Annotated in this window: 17 protein-coding genes; 3 read left to right on the top strand and 14 right to left on the bottom strand. The window is 65.4% G+C overall.

Annotated elements, in window-relative coordinates:
- Positions 1 to 115: 115 nt before the first annotated feature.
- Positions 116 to 1426 carry a short-chain fatty acid transporter gene (locus ACLHHB_RS13130; protein WP_410218729.1) on the top strand — a complete coding sequence of 437 codons (1311 nt, stop codon included), beginning with the start codon at positions 116 to 118 and terminating at the stop codon, positions 1424 to 1426.
- A 38-nt stretch (positions 1427 to 1464) separates the two neighbouring features.
- Here ACLHHB_RS13130 and rnr read toward each other — a convergent pair whose 3' ends face one another.
- Genes rnr through ACLHHB_RS13110 form a run of 4 tightly spaced genes read right to left on the bottom strand, consistent with a single transcriptional unit; the run spans position 1465 to position 6038 of the window.
- The gene (gene rnr, locus ACLHHB_RS13125) at positions 1465 to 3711 is read right to left on the bottom strand and encodes a ribonuclease R (RefSeq protein ID WP_410218728.1); all 2247 of its coding nucleotides are present in this window, start codon (positions 3709 to 3711) and stop codon (positions 1465 to 1467) included.
- 7 nt (positions 3712 to 3718) lie between these two features.
- Positions 3719 to 4138, bottom strand: a complete 420-nt coding sequence (locus ACLHHB_RS13120; protein WP_410218727.1) for a GNAT family N-acetyltransferase — start codon at positions 4136 to 4138, stop codon at positions 3719 to 3721.
- Positions 4135 to 5274, bottom strand: a complete 1140-nt coding sequence (gene dapE, locus ACLHHB_RS13115) for a succinyl-diaminopimelate desuccinylase (RefSeq protein WP_410218726.1) — start codon at positions 5272 to 5274, stop codon at positions 4135 to 4137. The genes ACLHHB_RS13120 and dapE overlap by 4 nt, the downstream gene beginning before the upstream one ends.
- Positions 5271 to 6038, bottom strand: coding sequence for a sulfite exporter TauE/SafE family protein (locus ACLHHB_RS13110; RefSeq protein ID WP_410218725.1), 768 nt, complete (start codon positions 6036 to 6038; stop codon positions 5271 to 5273). The genes dapE and ACLHHB_RS13110 overlap by 4 nt, the downstream gene beginning before the upstream one ends.
- Before the next feature lie 183 nt (positions 6039 to 6221).
- Between ACLHHB_RS13110 and ACLHHB_RS13105 the strand changes: the two genes are divergently transcribed.
- Together ACLHHB_RS13105 and ACLHHB_RS13100 are read left to right on the top strand one after the other, a co-directional pair.
- Positions 6222 to 7829, top strand: coding sequence for an acyl-CoA dehydrogenase family protein (locus ACLHHB_RS13105; RefSeq protein WP_410218724.1), 1608 nt, complete (start codon positions 6222 to 6224; stop codon positions 7827 to 7829).
- A 76-nt stretch (positions 7830 to 7905) separates the two neighbouring features.
- Positions 7906 to 8364 carry an META domain-containing protein gene (locus ACLHHB_RS13100; protein ID WP_410218723.1) on the top strand — a complete coding sequence of 153 codons (459 nt, stop codon included), beginning with the start codon at positions 7906 to 7908 and terminating at the stop codon, positions 8362 to 8364.
- Between the two features lie 64 nt (positions 8365 to 8428).
- Here ACLHHB_RS13100 and recO read toward each other — a convergent pair whose 3' ends face one another.
- From recO to ACLHHB_RS13050, 10 genes are all read right to left on the bottom strand, one after another.
- Positions 8429 to 9148 (bottom strand): DNA repair protein RecO, encoded by a 720-nt coding sequence (recO, locus tag ACLHHB_RS13095; RefSeq protein ID WP_410218722.1) that lies wholly within the window; start codon positions 9146 to 9148, stop codon positions 8429 to 8431.
- A gap of 56 nt (positions 9149 to 9204) precedes the next feature.
- Complete coding sequence (rarD, locus tag ACLHHB_RS13090; protein ID WP_410218721.1) at positions 9205 to 10140, bottom strand: EamA family transporter RarD; 936 nt, start codon at positions 10138 to 10140, stop codon at positions 9205 to 9207.
- A gap of 39 nt (positions 10141 to 10179) precedes the next feature.
- Entirely contained in the window at positions 10180 to 10515 is a 336-nt protein-coding gene (locus ACLHHB_RS13085) for a DUF1491 family protein (RefSeq protein ID WP_410218720.1), read from the bottom strand.
- Positions 10508 to 11434, bottom strand: a complete 927-nt coding sequence (gene era, locus ACLHHB_RS13080; protein WP_410218719.1) for a GTPase Era — start codon at positions 11432 to 11434, stop codon at positions 10508 to 10510. Before era ends, ACLHHB_RS13085 begins: the two co-directional genes overlap by 8 nt.
- Before the next feature lie 2 nt (positions 11435 to 11436).
- Positions 11437 to 12120 carry a ribonuclease III gene (rnc, locus tag ACLHHB_RS13075; protein ID WP_410218718.1) on the bottom strand — a complete coding sequence of 228 codons (684 nt, stop codon included), beginning with the start codon at positions 12118 to 12120 and terminating at the stop codon, positions 11437 to 11439.
- On the bottom strand, positions 12117 to 12908 hold the full coding sequence (lepB, locus tag ACLHHB_RS13070) for a signal peptidase I (RefSeq protein ID WP_410218717.1): 792 nt from the start codon (positions 12906 to 12908) through the stop codon (positions 12117 to 12119). The genes rnc and lepB overlap by 4 nt, the downstream gene beginning before the upstream one ends.
- A 74-nt stretch (positions 12909 to 12982) precedes the next feature.
- The gene (gene acpS, locus ACLHHB_RS13065) at positions 12983 to 13393 is read right to left on the bottom strand and encodes a holo-ACP synthase (RefSeq protein ID WP_410218716.1); all 411 of its coding nucleotides are present in this window, start codon (positions 13391 to 13393) and stop codon (positions 12983 to 12985) included.
- Between the two features lie 45 nt (positions 13394 to 13438).
- The gene (locus tag ACLHHB_RS13060; protein ID WP_410218715.1) at positions 13439 to 14173 is read right to left on the bottom strand and encodes a pyridoxine 5'-phosphate synthase; all 735 of its coding nucleotides are present in this window, start codon (positions 14171 to 14173) and stop codon (positions 13439 to 13441) included.
- A gap of 29 nt (positions 14174 to 14202) precedes the next feature.
- Positions 14203 to 15042 carry a 4-(cytidine 5'-diphospho)-2-C-methyl-D-erythritol kinase gene (locus ACLHHB_RS13055; RefSeq protein WP_410218714.1) on the bottom strand — a complete coding sequence of 280 codons (840 nt, stop codon included), beginning with the start codon at positions 15040 to 15042 and terminating at the stop codon, positions 14203 to 14205.
- Positions 15039 to 16913 carry a tetratricopeptide repeat protein gene (locus ACLHHB_RS13050; RefSeq protein WP_410218730.1) on the bottom strand — a complete coding sequence of 625 codons (1875 nt, stop codon included), beginning with the start codon at positions 16911 to 16913 and terminating at the stop codon, positions 15039 to 15041. The genes ACLHHB_RS13055 and ACLHHB_RS13050 overlap by 4 nt, the downstream gene beginning before the upstream one ends.
- Positions 16914 to 17057 lie beyond the last annotated feature (144 nt).

Here is a 17057-nt window from a genome sequence, read left to right as displayed (position 1 = left end):
CTGGTCAAGCCGCTGGCCGATTACTTCAACCGTGCCTTCCGCGAAAGCTGACCGCCGCTTGTCATTTCCCCGCCGCTGACGCAGCTTTGCCCGCAATCAGAGGGAAGGGGAAAAGATGCTGAGAATCCTGTCACGTCCAGCCACCAGGCTGATGGAGCGGTGGCTGCCCGACGCGTTCATCTTTGTCATCGTGCTGACACTGGTCGCGGCGCTGGCGGCGATGCTGACACAAGGAACGGGCCCTGCGGAACTGGTCCGCATCTGGGGCAACGGGTTCTGGGAATTGCTGTCCTTTGCCATGCAGATGCTGCTGGTCCTGGTGACGGGCTTCATCCTGGCGTCCTCTCCTCCGGTCAAGCGGGTGCTGGCGCGGCTGGCGGGATTGGCGAAATCGCGGGGCGGGGCGATCCTTCTGGTCAGCGTCGTGTCGCTTGCCGCCAGCTGGATCAACTGGGGCTTCGGCCTGGTTGTCGGGGCGATCTTTGCCAAGGAGATCGCACGGCAGGTGCGCGTCGATTACCGCCTGCTGGTGGCCGCGGCCTATTCCGGCTTTGTCATCTGGCATGGCGGGTTGTCGGGCTCGATCCCGCTGACGATCGCGACACCGGGGCATTTCACCGAGGCCCAGATCGGCGTGGTGCCGACCAGCCAGACGATCTTTGCAGGGTGGAACCTGCTGATCGTGGCCCTGCTGTTCCTCGTCGTGCCGCTGGTGAACCGCCTGATGCTGCCATTGGAGCATGAGCAGGTTCTGGTCGATCCCGAACAGCTGCGCGACCCCGCCCCCGCCCCCCGCGCGGCACGTCCCTCGCCCGCCGAATGGCTGGAAACAAGTCCCCTGCTGATGGTGCTGATCGGCATTCCCGGCCTCGTGTGGCTGGCGCTTCACTTTGCAGGTGGCGGGGCGCTGAACCTGAACGTCGTCAACTTCCTGTTCCTGTTTCTGGGCATCCTGTGCCACGGGACGCCGCGCAGCCTGCTGGCCGCGCTGGACGGCGGTGTGCGCGGCGGTGCCGGCATCGTGATCCAGTTCCCGTTCTATGCGGGCATCATGGCGATCATGGTGGAAAGCGGCCTGGCCGCCAGCCTGTCGGAATGGTTCGTGTCAATCTCGACAGCGGCGACCCTGCCCTTCTGGAGCTTCATTGCCGCCGGCATCGTCAATGTCTTTGTCCCTTCAGGCGGCGGACAGTGGGCGGTCCAGGCCCCCGTGATGCTGCCCGCGGCCGAAGCTCTGGGGGCAGATCTGCCGCGGGTCGCCATGGCCGTGGCCTGGGGCGATGCCTGGACGAACCTGCTGCAGCCCTTCTGGGCGCTGCCGATGCTGGGCATCGCGGGGCTGCAGGCCCGCGACATCATGGGGTTCTGCGTGATCCACCTGGTCGTGGTGGGCGCTGTCGTGGGCGGGGTCCTGTATCTGGCCTGAGGGAGGTGGGGGCAGTCCCACCGGCCCTGCCCCCGGGATCAGCGCTTCCGGCGACGCTTGGTGGCGCGCTTGATCTCGGCCAGCCGCGACTTCACGGCCATGCGCCCGGGAGGCTTGCGGCCGCGCTTGCCCTTGGGATTGCCGCGCGGCATGGCACTGCCTTCCAGCTCCAGCAGGTCCAGCGTCAGCCCTCCTGTCAGGGGCAACGCCTCGGCCAGGCGGACGGTCACACGTTGGCCGATCCCGATCTCCAGCCCGGTATCGCTGCCGATCAGCATCTGGGCGTCAGGATCATAGTGGAAATATTCCTGCCCGATGGCGCGGATGGGCAAAAGGCCGTCGGCCCCCGTCTCGTCCAGCTTGACGAAGGCGCCGAACTTCTGGATTCCGCTGATGCGGCCGGTCATCTCGGTCCCCACCCGTTCGGACAAGAAGGCCGCCAGATAGCGGTCTGTGGTGTCACGCTCGGCCGCCATCGAGCGACGCTCGGTTTCGCTGATATGCTTGGCAGTCTCGTCCAGACGCTCGATCTGGTCTTCGGTCAGGCCGTCCTTGCCCCAGCCATGGCCGCTGATCAGCGCACGATGCACGACCAGATCGGCATAACGCCGGATGGGCGACGTGAAATGGGCATAGCTCTTCAGTGACAGGCCGAAATGGCCGAAATTGTCGGGATGGTAATAAGCCTGTGTCATCGAGCGCAGGGTCGAGATGTTGATCAACTCGTCAAAGTCCGTCCCCTGAGCCTGTGCCAGAAGCCGGTTGAGATGGCTCGTGTGCAGCACCTGCCCTTTGGCCAACGTAAAGCCAGACGCTTGCGCCACTTCGCGCAGCGCCTCCATCTTCTCGAGGCTCGGTTCCTCGTGGACGCGGAACAGCAGCGGACGCTGGCGGCGGCTCAGTTCCTCGGCCGCAGCAACGTTGGCCAGGATCATGAACTCCTCGATCAGCCGGTGGGCGTCCACACGTTCGCGAAAGGCGACGGCCTTGACGCGGCCTTCGGGCGACAGTTCAATCCGCCGTTCCGGCAGGTCCAAGTCCAGCGGCTGCCGGCGCGCCCGGGCGCCCTTCAGCAACTCATAGGCATGCCAAAGCGGCCGGATCACCTCGTCCAGCAGCGGCACGGTCTGTTCGTCCGGATTTCCGTCCGCCGCCGCCTGCGCCTGTTCATAGGCCAGGCTGGCGCGGCTGTTCATCATGCCGCGATAGAAACGGTGGCTGGCCTTGTTGCCCTGCGCGTCCAGCCGCATCTCGACCGCAATCACCGGCCGGTCCACACCCTCGTGCAGCGAACACAGGTCGGCCGACAGCGCTTCGGGCAGCATCGGCACCACGCGATCGGGGAAATAGGTCGAGTTGCCCCGGTTCCACGCCTCGCGATCCAGCGCGCTGCCGGGGCGGACGTAATGGGCGACATCGGCAATGGCGACCCAGATCGTGGCGCCGCCGTCCTCTTCGATGAAGCCCGCCACCGCATCGTCATGGTCACGCGCGTCCGAAGGGTCGATCGTGACAAGGGGCAGATGGCGCAGATCCTCGCGGCCCTTCAGGGGGGCGGGTTGCGCGGCCTCGGCCTCGTCGATGGCCTTTTGCGGGAATTGGTCGGGAATGCCGTGCTGGTGGATGGCGATCAGGCTGACCGCCCGCGGTGCCGAGGGATCGCCCAGGCGTTCGATGATGCGGGCATAGGGCAGGCCCATGCGTGCCTTGGGCCCGATCTGCTCGGCCTGCACCAGTTCCCCGTTCTCGGCCCCCAGAGTGGCGTCGGCGCGGACCCGCCATTCCTTGTCCTGACCCTTGTCGATGGGCAGGATGCGGCCGCCCTCGCTGTCCTTGCGATAGATGCCGGTGATGCGATTGGGACTGGCCGTGATGCGGCGGATCAGGCGGGCCTGATATTGATAATCCTCGCCCATGGCCTCGATCAGCCGGCCGAGGAAGCGGTCTCCGCGCCCCAGGGCAGGGTCGGACTGGCGCGGCGCGTAAAGGATGCGCGGCATCGGCCCCTCGCCCTGCCATTCCAGCGGGCGGGCGAACAGATCCCCGGACCCGTCCGGCGGCAGCAGTTCCAGCACCGTGACCGGAGGCAGCTTTTCCGCATCCAGATAATGCCGGCGCCGGCGCTCCAGCTGGCCTTCGGCCTCAAGCTCTTTCAGCAATCGCTTCAGCTCGATCCGGGCGGCGCCCTTGATGCCAAAGGCCTTGGCGATGTCGCGCTTGGAATTGGCGTCCGGATTGTCGGCCACCCATTCGAGGATCTGGGCCTTGCTGGGGATCTGCGTCATGTCTGGGTCACTTCAGGTTGAGGACCATGTCGCGATGCGGAATGCCGGCGTCGTCATAGACAGGCCCTTCCGCGACAAAGCCCAGTTTTTCATAGAACCCGATGGCATGGGTTTGGGATCCAAGGCGCGCCTGATCAATATCGTCACGACGGCGCAGCACATCCAGCGCCGCCTGCATCAGCCGCGCGCCCAGCCCGGTCCCGCGGGCTTGGGGCAGCACGCAGACGCGCCCGATCTTGCCGGTGCGGTCCTTGATCAGGATGCGCGCGGTGGCCAGCGGCCGGTCATCATCGCGGGCCAGCAGATGAATGGCCTGATTGTCCAGATCGTCCATCTCCTCGGCCTCGGACACGCCCTGCTCCTCGATGAAGACGGCGCGGCGCAGGGCGTGGCAGGCGGCCAGATCGGTGGTTTCCTGAATGATCATGCGAAGAACCTTTCCAGGATGCGTTGATAGATGACCTTCAACTGGCGGACCTGCTGGGCCGGGACACGCTCGTTCACCTGATGCATGTGGTGGCCGACGAGGCCGAATTCCACAACAGGGCAATGGTCCTTGATGAAGCGTGCGTCCGAGGTGCCCCCCGAGGTCGACAGCACCGGCTGGCGGTTCGTTTCCTGCGTCACCACGGCGCTGACCATGTCCACGAAGGCGCCCGGCGCCGTCAGGAACGCTTCGCCCGAGATATCCGTCTCGACCAACAGGGTCACGCCTGTTTCGGCCGTGATGCGCGCGGCATGGGCCGACAGCCGTTCGGTCAGGGACGCGCCGCTGTGCAGGTCGTTGAAGCGGATGTTGACCCCGGCCCGCGCCGCCTCGGGGATCACGTTCGAGGCTGGGTTGCCGCAATCGATCGAGGTGATCTGAAGCCCTGACGGATCGAAATGATCGGTTCCCTGGTCCAGCGGCTCGGCGGTCAGTTCCGCGAGATAGCGTGTCAGCGCATGCAGCGGGTTCCTGGCCCGATGCGGATAGGCAGCATGCCCCTGCACGCCCTTGGCGCTGATGCGGAACGTGGCCGAACCGCGACGCCCGATCTTCATCATCTCGCCCATGTGGTCGGGGTTCGACGGCTCGCCCACCACGCAGACATCCATCCGTTCGCCATTCCGGGCCATCCAGTCGAGGATCGCGGTTGTTCCGTCCTTGGATGGCCCCTCCTCATCGCCGGTGATGGTCAGGATGACGGCACCGTCCGGAGGCGTTTCCCGCACGAAATCGATGGCGGCGGCCACAAAGGCCGCGACGCCCGACTTCATGTCGGTGGCGCCCCGGCCCCAGATGATGCCGTTCTCGACATGGCCGGAAAACGGCGGATGGGTCCAGGACCCCAGATCGCCGGGCGGCACGACGTCAGTGTGCCCGTTGAAGCCGAAGGCCCGTGCGCCCTTGGCACCCCATCGCGCGAACAGGTTCGGCGTGCCGTTGCGGTCCACCCGATGCACCTCGAAACCCGCTTCCTCCAGCAGATCGCCCAGCAGCACCAGCGCGCCGCCTTCCTCGGGGGTGACCGAAGGGCAGCGGATCAGGCGGGCGGTCAGGTCGGCGGCATCCAGCATCAAAGGCTCCACAGTTCAAGGGCGCGTCGGACAAGGTTCAGGCCAGTCAGGATCAGCAGGACCAGCGTCCAGCGGCGAAACTGCCCCACATCCAGCCGGTCGTGCAAGGCAAAGCCTCCCAGCATTCCACCAATGGCCGGCACGCACAGCACGGCCGACAACGGCAAGGTCTGCGCGTTCAACAGGCCCGAGGCCAGATGTGCCACCGTCAGCACAACCGCCCCGATCAGGAAGACCATGCCCTGGACCCGCACCTGCTCTCGCTTTTCGGTCCCGATCGACAGGAGGTAGACGATCAGCGGCGGTCCCCAGATCCCTGAAATGCCCCCGTAAAGACCACCGATCACGCCCGAGATCCCTTCGGCCCGCGTCCGGTGGTGCAGGTTCAGGACAAGCGGCCGTCCCGACAGCTGCCAGACGGCGAACAGGGTGATCGGCACACCCAGCAGCGCATACATCACCCATTGGGGGATCAATGCCGCAAACCCGGCCGAAACGCAGATGAAGATCGCGACCATGGCGATGTGCAGGCGGAACTTGAGGACCGAGGCCACGGCCTCGGACCGGCCATCGCGAAAACCCTGCTGCAGGTTGGTGATCAGGGTCGGCAGGATCATGGCTGCAAGCGCCACGGAAGCCGGCATGATCGACCCGAAGGCCGACATCATGATCATCGGCATCGCAAAACCCAACGCGCCCTTCACGAAGCCCGCGAAGGCGGTGATCCCGAAGGCCGCCACGAATTGCCAAGGCTCCAGTCCGAACATGCAGGCACGCTAACCGCGCTGTCAGGAAAGGAAAAGACCGCTTCTTGCGCATCAGGAACATCGCTTGCCTCGCAGAAAGAGTTGCGACATTTTACATCCCCAGCAGGCTTTTTTACGCAAATTTATTGCGCTGCGGCGACAGGAGCGCTATTCATGCTGCAACGCCGCAAAAGGGTAGATCCGATGAAAGACATGCAGCACCGCGCCGAGACTGTTCTTTCCGAACTGGACGAACTTCTGGAACAGGCGACAGCCAATCTTCGCACCCAAGTGTCTCCGCAAGGGCGCGTCGAGGCCGAGGCTCTGGAAATGCACCAGCATGCGGCGCATGCCCTGTCCTGGCTGGCGACCTATGTCGAGGCGCTGAAGCAGTTGCAGGCGTGGTCCATGCGCGTGGAGGGACCGATTGAAGGCCTGATCACGCAAATCGGCATGGCCGAATATCTGACGCAGATCGCCGGCGGTATCCCGATGAGCCAGACCGAGTTTGCCCGGTTGTCGGATCTGGGGGTCGAATGGGCTCCTTCAGACTGCGCACGCGCGCTGATGGCCGGCAATACGCCGCAGGTGCGGGCCGAACTGGCGCGGCTGATGGCGGAAAACCGTGGCGCCGCGACCTTTGGCACCTCGGGTCTGGACGAGGATCTGGAGATGATCCGCGACCAGTTCCGCCGGTGGGCGGATGACAAGGTGGCCCCGCATGCGCATGGCTGGCACCTGAAGGACGAGCTGATCCCGATGGAGATCATCGACGAACTGGCCGAACTAGGCGTCTTTGGCCTGACCATCCCCGAGGAGTTTGGCGGGCTTGGCATGTCCAAGGCTGCCATGGTGGTCGTTTCCGAGGAACTGTCCCGCGGCTATATCGGGGTGGGCTCGCTGGGCACCCGCAGCGAGATCGCTGCCGAACTGATCCTGTGCGGCGGCACCCCTGAACAAAAGGCGGAATGGCTGCCCAAGCTGGCCAGCGGAGAGATCCTGCCGACCGCCGTCTTTACCGAACCCAACACCGGCAGTGACCTGGGCAGCCTGCGCACCCGCGCTGTGAGGGACGGCGAGGACTGGCTGGTGACCGGCAACAAGACCTGGATCACCCACGCGGTCCGAACCCATGTCATGACGCTGCTGGCCCGCACCGAGCCCGATACCGACGATTACCGCGGGCTGTCGATGTTCATCGCGGAAAAGACGCCCGGCACCGATGATGAACCCTTTCCCGCCCCCGGCATGTCGGGCGGCGAGATCGAGGTCCTGGGGTACCGCGGCATGAAGGAGTACGAGCTCGGCTTTGACGGCTTCCGAGTGGCAGGCGCAAACCTTCTGAGCGGTCAGACCGGGCAAGGGTTCAAGCAATTGATGCAGACATTCGAATCAGCGCGAATCCAGACGGCGGCACGTGCCATCGGCGTGGCCCAGAATGCACTGGAACTGGGGCTTCAATATGCGCTGGATCGCAAGCAGTTCGGCAAACCGCTGATCGAATTTCCCCGTGTGGCTGACAAACTGGCGCTGATGGCTGTCGAAATCATGATCGCCCGGCAGCTGACTTATTTCAGTGCGTGGGAAAAAGATCACGGTCACCGCTGCGATCTGCAGGCGGGAATGGCCAAGCTGCTGGGCGCACGCGTGGCCTGGTCGGCGGCCGACAATGCGCTGCAAATCCACGGGGGCAACGGGTTTGCGCTGGAATATCAGATCAGCCGCGTCCTGTGCGACGCCCGCATCCTGAACATTTTCGAGGGAGCGGCAGAGATTCAGGCTCAGGTCATTGCCCGCCGCCTGTTGGGATAATGCGCGACAGGCTGGATTGAACGCACTTTTAGGGTTATTCCACGACAGTTTCGAATTTCCTCCCAAGGAGCCCGCCATGCCCGTCTCGATCCGTCCCGCCTTTGCGCTTGCCGCTGCGGCAACATTGACCCTTGCCGCCTGCAACTCGGAACCTGCGGGCGACCCCATGGGTGGCATCCCGGCCAGCGATTATGTGCTGGTGGGCATCGGCAACGGCACGGTCCCGCTGCGCAACATCACCATCACCGTGCGCCCTGAAGGCGTGTCAGGCCGCGGCCCCTGCAACGGTTATGCCGCCCGCAACACGGCCCAGCTTCCCGCCGTCGCCTTCGAGCCGCTGCAAACCTCGGGCGTGATGGAGTGCAAGGACCTTGCCGTTGAGCAGCGCTTTTTCCAGGCGCTGCAGCAGGCAAACGAGATGGAGTATTACGGCGGCGTCCTGCGCATCAAGGGCCCGACTTGGCTGATCTTTGAAAGCGGGCGCCCGGCCGATCAGGCAACCGACGCCTTGTCCGCCGCGCGCGGCAACCAATAGGACAGGACGGCGCATAATTCTTGGTGCCTTCCCGTGCAGGGGCCGCGAAAAGCGGCCCCTTTTGCTAATCTTTCAGCAAACGCCGCACCAGGCGCGACCGGGCGCCGGGCAGATTGCGACCCACCAGTTCCGTCGCCAGCCGGTTTTCCAGAAAATGACCGGTGATCGACAGCCCTTCGGCCAAACCCCGGCCGCGGTTGTCGCCCGCACCGCCCATGAGTGCAGGCAGGGGCAGCAGCCTGTCGGCCCATTCACCGGCACCTTCGCGGCTGACGGCGCGGCCGGACCGCGGGCTGACATAAGCCAGCCCCTCGCGCGCGCCCGTGACGGCGCAGGCACTCAGGTCCAGTCCAAACCCCATTTCGTCCAGCAGCAGCATTTCCCATTCCAGATAGGCGCCCGCCCAATCGCCGCCCCCTTCGATCAGGTCCAGCAACGCCTCGGTTCGGGAAACCAGCGGGGGGTGGGGATCACGTTCCGGCAGCGCGAACAAAAGCAGCGCGCAGATGGCATTCAGCGCGGCCAAGGCCGTCGGCTCCGCCATCAGGCCCGAGCGCAGACGCAAGGGTTCGACCGAAAAGGTTCCCAGTTGATCGGCCTGCCGCGCCCGCCAACGCAGGGCCAGCCGCGCGCCCGGCTGCAGCATCGCCGCCCGCCGCTGCGATGCGCCGCCGGGCACGACCCCGGCATGACGCCCATGTTCCAGCGTCAGCACCTCGATGATGATCGCCGTTTCGCCATGGGCGCGGCGGCCGATCACCGTGCCTTCTGCCTGCCATTCCATCGCCGCCTCCGCATCTTCTGGCTGCAGCTTGCGTCATTGGCAGGCGCAGGGCCAGATCATTGCATCCGGCGCGCCGCCAACTCCTGCCGGTCGCGGCGACGCTGACCAGCCTGCCGCACCAGCGTGATGGAATAGATTACCAGCGCACCCCAGATCATCGGAAAGGCGATCAGCCGGGCACCGTTGAACGGCTCTCCGAACAGGACAACGGCGCAAAGGAAGATCATGGTGGGCGCGATGTATTGCAGGATGCCGATGGTCGACAGGCGGATCAGCTTGGCACCATTCGCATAGAACAGCAGCGGAATGGCCGTGATCGGCCCGCAGCCCAGAAGCAGCAGCCTGTCGGTCATGTCTCCGCCCAGGAAATGGGACTGTCCCTGCATGGCCTGCCAGATCAGGAACACCACCGCCAGCGGCGTCAGCAGCAGCACCTCCAGCGTGAAACCCTGATTGGGACCCAGCGGCAGGCTCTTCTTGCAATACGCATACACCCCCCAGCTGAGAGTCAGCCCGATCGCGACCAGCGGCAGGCTGCCTGCCTGAACCGTCAGGATCACGACCGCCGAAGCGGCCAGGGCAATGGCCGCGAACTGGCCCCGCGACAAGCGCTCCTTCAGCAATGTGGCGCCCAGAAAGACGCTGAACAGCGGGTTGATGTAGTATCCAAGCGCTGCGTCCAAGGCAAGGTCGTTGGCAATGGCCCAAACATAGATCAGCCAGTTGACCGAGATCAGCATTGCCGTCAGCGCGGCCATCCCCAGCAGGCGCGGCTGTCGCAACGCGTCGCGCACCTCGGCCGCCCGCCCCTGCCACAGCAGCACCGCCGCAGCGATGGGCAGCGACCACAGCACGCGATGCGCGATGACCTCGGTCGGCGGGATATGGGCCAAGGCCTTCATGTAGATCGGCAGGAAGCCCCACAACCCATAGGCCGCGATGGCATAGATCAATCCGCGGGGCGAATCAGACTGGGGGACGGGTGCGCTCATGCGATGTGCATATTCTGCAGCCCGCCGCCGCGCCAGTACTCAGAAGAGGCCGTCCTGATCCAGCAGCGTGGTGCCGTCGCGGCTCTCGATCTCGATCACCCACAGGTCGGGATCGCGGGCGCGCTGGCGGGCGATGGCGGCATCGACCTGATGTTCGGGTCCGCTCTCGACGGCAACCCAATGGCGGGTGTCGGTGTCAAAATCCCATTCCCGCATCCAGAGCTGCGCCGTGCCGTCCAGCCGCGCGCATTTCACTGCAACCGCACCCGCCGTGTCGTCACCCCGACCCGTGACATAGGCCGGGATGTTGGCCAGCCCCAGCCGCGCCAGATAGGCCGCAACCCAGAGGGACGCCGCCAGCCTTGCTTTAGCCATCGCCGTCCTTGAAGTTCAGGCCCATCTCGTCATAACGCTCGGCCTCGTTCAGCCAGTTCTCGCGGACGCGGACCTGCAGGAACAGGTGCACGCGGCGGCCCATGAATTCCTCCAGTTCCCCGCGGGCGGCTTGGCCCACGGCCTTGATCGTCTCGCCGCCCTTGCCCAGCACGATGCCCTTGTGACCTTGGCGGGCAACATACACGACCTGCTCGACCCGGGCGCTGTTGTCGGGCTTTTCTTCCCAAGCCTCGGTTTCCACCGTCAGCTGATAGGGGATTTCCTCATGCAGGCGCAGGGTCAGCTTTTCCCGCGTGATCTCGGCCGCGATCATGCGCATGGGCAGGTCCGCGATCTGATCTTCGGGATAAAGCCACGGCCCTTCCGGCAGGCTTTCGGCCAGCCAGCCCTTGAGGTCGTCGCAGCCATAGCCCTTTTCGGCCGAGATCATGAAGGTCTGGGCAAAGGGATAGGCGTCGTTCATCTTCTGGGACAGGGCCAGCAGCACCTCGGCCTTGACGCGGTCGATCTTGTTGATGACCAGCGCCACGGGCCTGCCCTGCCCCAGTTCCATCAGTTGATCCAGGATCGCCTGCGTGCCTTCGGTCAGCCCGCGATGGGCCTCGATCAGCAGCAGGACCAGATCGGCGTCGGAAGCGCCGCCCCAGGCCGCTGCGACCATGGACCGGTCAAGGCGGCGGCGTGGCCGAAAGATGCCTGGCGTGTCCACAAAAACGATCTGGCTGGCCTCGTGCATCGCGATTCCGCGGATGCGCGCGCGCGTGGTTTGCACCTTGTGCGTCACGATGGACACCTTAGCGCCTACCATCTGGTTCAGCAGCGTTGATTTTCCGGCATTCGGCTCGCCGATCAGGGCCACAAAGCCCGCGCGGGTCGGAGTTTCGGTATCGTCGGTCATGTTCATCCTTCCAGCCGGTCCAGCAGGGTTTGCGCGGCGGCCTGTTCGATGCTGCGCTTGGTGCCCGCCCCGCGGGCCTGCGCGTGGCGGCCGTCTTCCAGCCGCACGGTGATCAGGAAGACCGGCGCGTGGTCCGGGCCGCTGCGCTCGGTCTGTTCGTAACGGGGTGGCGGCATGCCTTGGGCCTGGGCCCATTCCTGCAGCGCCGTCTTGGCATCGCGGCTGTCATGTTCGACCGAGGCCAGACGGCTGCCCCAGTGGCGCAGCACGACGTGACGCGCGGCATCGAAACCGGCGTCCAGATAAACGGCGGCCAGCACGGCCTCCATGGCGTCGGCCAGCAACGCCTCCTTCCGGCGCCCTCCCGACAGCATCTCGGACCGGCCCAGCTTCAGAACCTCGCCCAAGCCCAGTTCCCGGGCGATGGCGGCGCAGGTTTCGCCACGCACCAGTGCGTTGTAACGGGGCGCCAGCTGCCCTTCGCTGGCGGCCGTGTCGGCCGTGAACAGCGCTTCGGCCATGACAAGTCCCAGCACCCGGTCGCCCAGAAATTCCAGCCGCTGATTGTCAGGCCGCGTCACACTGGCGATCGAGCCGTGGGTCAACGCGCGCACCAGCAGTTCGGGCCGCGCAAAGTCGTGCCCGAGACGGGCCATGAAAGCCCGGATGTCGGCCGAAGGCGTCACTCCACCGCCTTGAAGAAGCGGTCGGCGCGCCATGTCCAGAAATACAGGAGCGAGCGTCCGGCAGACGAGAACATGATCCGGTCGGCACGGCCGACCAGGTATTCGGCCGGCACGAAGCCCAAGCCCCCGATCTCGGCCGGAAAGCGCGAATCCTCGGAATTGTCACGGTTGTCGCCCATGAAGAAATACTGCCCTTCGGGGACCGTGAAGGTGGGGGTGTCGTCCGCCACCCAGCCGTCCAGGATGTTCAGCACGTCATGGCTGCGCCCACCCGGCAGGGTCTCAGTCGCGCGCTGCTTGGTGCATTCGCCGCCTTCCGGGACGGGATCGTTGACGCAGCGCGGGATCAGGCCCTGCGGCCCCTGCTGTTCCTTTGTTTCGACAAAGTCGCCGGCCGGGGTGACGGGAACCTCTTCTCCGTTCAGCCACAGCCTCCCGCCGCGCATCTGCACCGTGTCACCCGGCAGGCCGATCACGCGCTTGATGAAATCGACGTTGCGGGTCGGATGACGGAACACCGCCACATCGCCGCGCTCGGGCTCGCGGTCCAGGATGCGGCCTGAAATGGGGCACAGCGAGAACGGACAGGAATGCGCGGAATAGCCATAGGCCATCTTGTTCACAAACAGGAAGTCGCCGATCAGCAGCGTGTCCTTCATGCTGCCCGAAGGGATCCAGAAAGGTTGAAAGAACAGCGTGCGGAAAATGCCCGCGATGACCAGCGCCCAGAAGATCGTCTTGACCGTCTCCCAGATGCCGTCCTTCTTCTGGACCGAACTGTCCGCCATGATGCCTGTCTTCCTTCCTGGCTTCGCGGGGGCAGCCCGCGTTGCGCGTTCATGGTCCCCCCGCCGGGGAAAAGTCAAGGTTCCGAGGGACCGGGACGCGCCTCGATGACCACGAAAGCCTGCGCCCAGGGGTGGTCATCGGTCAGCGTCACATGCACGACCGCGTGATGACCCTTGGGTGTCATGGCCGACAGCCGGTCCGCCGCCCAACCCGTCAGGGCCATGACCGGCTGTCCCGAAGGCAGGTTCGTGACCGCCATGTCGCGCCAGCTGATGCCCATGGCCAACCCTGTTCCCAGTGCCTTGGAGCAGGCCTCCTTGGCGGCCCACCGTTTGGCCAATGTCCCGGCCTCGTCCGCGCGGCGGGCAGCCTTGGCCAGCTCGGTCGGTGTAAAGACACGGTGGCGGAACCGATCGCCAAAGCGGTCCAGGGTGCCCTGGATCCGGTCGATATTCGCCAGATCGGTGCCGATGCCGAGGATCATGGTGCGGCCTGCGTGCAAAGGTTGATAGGCGTATCCTGCATCGGCTCAGCCGCGGGCCGCATCCATGCAGCGACGCATTTCACGAATGGCCTCCGCCAGGCCGATGAAAACGGATTCCGCGATCAGAAAATGACCGATGTTCAGTTCCGCGACCTGCGGGATCGCGGCGATCGGACCAACCGTGCCAAAGGTCAGCCCGTGACCCGCATGAACCTCCAGCCCCAGACTGTGTGCCAAGGCTGCCCCCTCGCGCAGGGCGGCCAGTTCACTGTCGCGTTCGTCAGGACGGCCTTCGGTGTCCAGATCGCAGTAGGCGCCGGTATGCAGCTCGACAACGGCGGCGCCAATGCGCGCGGCGGCCCGGATCTGCGCAGGCTCGTGCCCGATGAACAGCGAAACGCGGCAGCCGGCGTCGCGCAAGGGGGCGATGAAATCGGCCAGCATGTTGTCGTTGCCCACCACGTCCAGACCGCCTTCAGTTGTTCGCTCTTCACGCTTTTCAGGCACGATGCAAACGGCGTGGGGGCGATGCCTGAGGGCGATGGCCTGCATTTCGGGCGTCGCTGCCATCTCCAGGTTCAGCGGCAGCGTCAGCCTTTCCATCAGCGCATCGATGTCGCGGTCGCTGATATGGCGGCGGTCTTCACGCAGATGGGCCGTGATGCCATCGGCGCCCGCTTCCTCGGCCAAGCGTGCGGCACGCAGGGGATCGGGCCAAGGGCTGCCCCGGGCGTTCCGGATGGTGGCGACGTGGTCGATGTTGACGCCAAGGCGCAGCATGGGATCCTCCGCTGGAAATTGCGCCCAGTCTATCGGGCTGCGGGCGCAGGCGCCAGTTCGGTTGCAACGGCCCACCAACCGCTGCGCGACAGAGCCGCAGCAGCATCCGCAGCGTCGGACGCGCGGTCGAAGATGCCAAAGCAGGTGGCCCCGGATCCCGACATGCGGGCCAGCCGCGCGCCTTGGGACTCCAGTGACTGCAGAACGGTGGCGATGACGGGGGCGGCCGCGATGGCAGGAGGCTGCAGGTCGTTGCGCGTCAGCATCAGCCAGTCGATCAGAGCCTGCGCATCCCGAAAGACCGGGGTGGAGGGCAGCGGCGGGTTGTCGCGCCTGTCCAGCCCGGCAAAAATTGTCGGAGTGGCGACCTCGACCCCCGGATTGACCAGCACCAGCGACAAGGGCGGCAGGGGCGGCAGCGGGGTCACGACTTCTCCGATGCCCTGCATGCGGGCCGGGACCGAGGCCGCGCAGACAGGCACATCAGCTCCGAGCCGCGCAAGATCGTCCGGCAAAGGCAGACCGGATCGCGCCATGGCCCGCAGAACGGCCGCCGCATCGGCCGACCCACCGCCGATGCCCGAGGCTACGGGCAGGTTCTTGACCAGCCGGATCGCCCCTTGCCCCCCGACAAGGCGCGCCGCCTTGAGGCAAAGGTTGCTGTCGTCATTGGCAAGGCCGGCCGCGAAGGGACCTTCGATCTGCAGCGACAGGGGACCCCGCGTCACATGAACAACATCGCCGACCGAAGCGAAACAGACCAGCGAATCCAGCAGATGATAGCCATCGGCCCGACGGCCCGTGACATGCAGCGCCAGGTTCAGCTTGGCCGGGGCCTGTTCGGTCAGCGTCGAGGCGGAAACGGTCATTCGGCGGCGTCGGCCTCGGTCTGGGGCTGCTGGCTGACATGGGTCTGCACCGGATCCCCCTCGTCGGCCATGACGGCGTCGAGGCCACGTTCCAGCTTGGCACGGATGCGATCGGGATCGACCTCCCCACTTTCATCAGGTCGCAGAGACAGGGCACGGCGCCACTGGATCTGTGCCTCGCGCTGGCGGCCCACCATCCAGTAGATGTCGCCCAGATGGTCATTGACCAGCGGATCCGAGGCCATTGTCGCGATCGATTGCTCCATCGGCGCAACCGCTTCGGCATAGCGGCCAAGCCGGAAATAGGCCCAGGCCAGCGAGTCGAGGATGTAACCGTCATCCGGCGACAGCGTGACTGCCTGCTGGATCATCTTGAGCGCGCGGTCCAGATTCTTGTTCCGGTCGATCCACGAATAGCCCAGATAATTCAGGAGGCTCGCCTGTTCGGGCCGGATTTCCAGCGCCGCCAGAAGATCGGCTTCGGCCCGGTCAAACTGTCCTGCGCGTTCCAATGCGATGCCGCGCGCATAGAGCGGGAACCAGCGCATCTCGGGGCTGGCATTTTCCAGCAGGGCCAGCGCCTTGTCATAGCTGGGCACGGCCGCCTGGAACTTTTCCTGCTGCCGCAGCACGTCACCAAGCGCGATCCAAGACTGGGGCAGTTGGGGATAGGCCGCCGTCAGGGCCAGGGCGGCCTTTTCGGCCTCGTCCCGGCGATCGGCCTGGGACAGGGCATCGATCCGCGACAGTTCCGCCACCGGACGCATCTGGCCCATGCGGCGCACGGCTTCGAACTCGGCTTCGGCCAGATCGAACTGCTGCCGATCCTGCAGCAGCTGGGCAATCATCAACCGCGCTTCGGGATTTTCGGGGGAAATCCAGGCTGCCAGCCTTGCATGGATCAGCGAAAGGGGCTCGGGGTCGGGGCTGCTGGCCAAGGCCGAGGCAAAGGACAACAGCAGATGGGCGACACCATCCGCAGGTCCGCCGATGACGTCAAAAGGAACGGGCTCGTCCTGTTGCAGCCTTTCTCGCAGTGCCAGCAACTGGGGCTCCCCCTCGATACCCTGCACCTGGTCCAGAAGCCCGAGCGCCTCGTCCCGCCGTTCCAGCTGGGCCAGGATCTGCACGCGCGCCACGAGGCCCAGCAGATGACCGCCGGCTTCGGATTGCAGCATCAGCCTATCCGCCGCCTCGTAATCGCCAACCATCGCACGAGCCAGTGCCAGGTGATAATTGACGATGGGGGCAAGTCCATCGCTGGCGGTCATTGCCTCGAACGCCGCCAGCGCTTCGGTCGCCCGCCCGGCACCCAGCAGCGCCCATGCCCGGATCGTGCCGTCCAGCAGATCCTCGTCCAACGGAATGTCGCTGTTGCGCTCGCGCCCGATCAGGGTCAGCAGGCCGTCCCAATCCTCCGCACGGATCAACTGGGCACGCCGCATCAGGCCGGCCAGTTCGGAGTCCTGGTCCGCCTGAAGCATGTCTTCGGCCATGGACACCGCACGCTCGACCTCGCCCGCCGAGGCGAGGGCAACCAGCGCACTGTCGCGCAGATAGGCATCCTGCGGATCATGCGCCGAGGCCTGGACAAAATAACGCGCAGCGGCCCGGAAATCGTTTTCCACGGTCGCCATGCGTGCCGCCAGATAGGGTCCGGCCAGTCCGCTGGTCAAAGGCGCCGGCTCGGGGGCCGGAGCTTCGACTGGCGCATCCGGTGCGGCCTCTTGTGCCGCGGCGGGCCACCATGCGCTGCCCAGGAAGGCGGCAATCAGCGCCAACCGCGCCATTGCCAATCGCGTCGTGGCCAGTCGCGTCGGGGCCAGTCGCGTCGGAGGCGGGCGGGTACGGGTCTTGGTCGCGGCAGGCATTGTCACGGAAGAGGTTCCAGAAATCACGTTTGCGTTGTCAGAACCGTAACGAGGCAACCTTTGGGCTGCAACATTTGGTCCATCACATGTTCGGGTAGTTTGGCCCGTCTCCGCCCTGGGGGGTGGTCCAGACGATGTTCTGGG

The sequence above is a fragment of the Paracoccus sp. (in: a-proteobacteria) genome (assembly GCF_046462195.1).
Lineage (GTDB): Bacteria > Pseudomonadota > Alphaproteobacteria > Rhodobacterales > Rhodobacteraceae > Paracoccus.
This window is presented reverse-complemented; position numbering and strand designations above follow the sequence as displayed.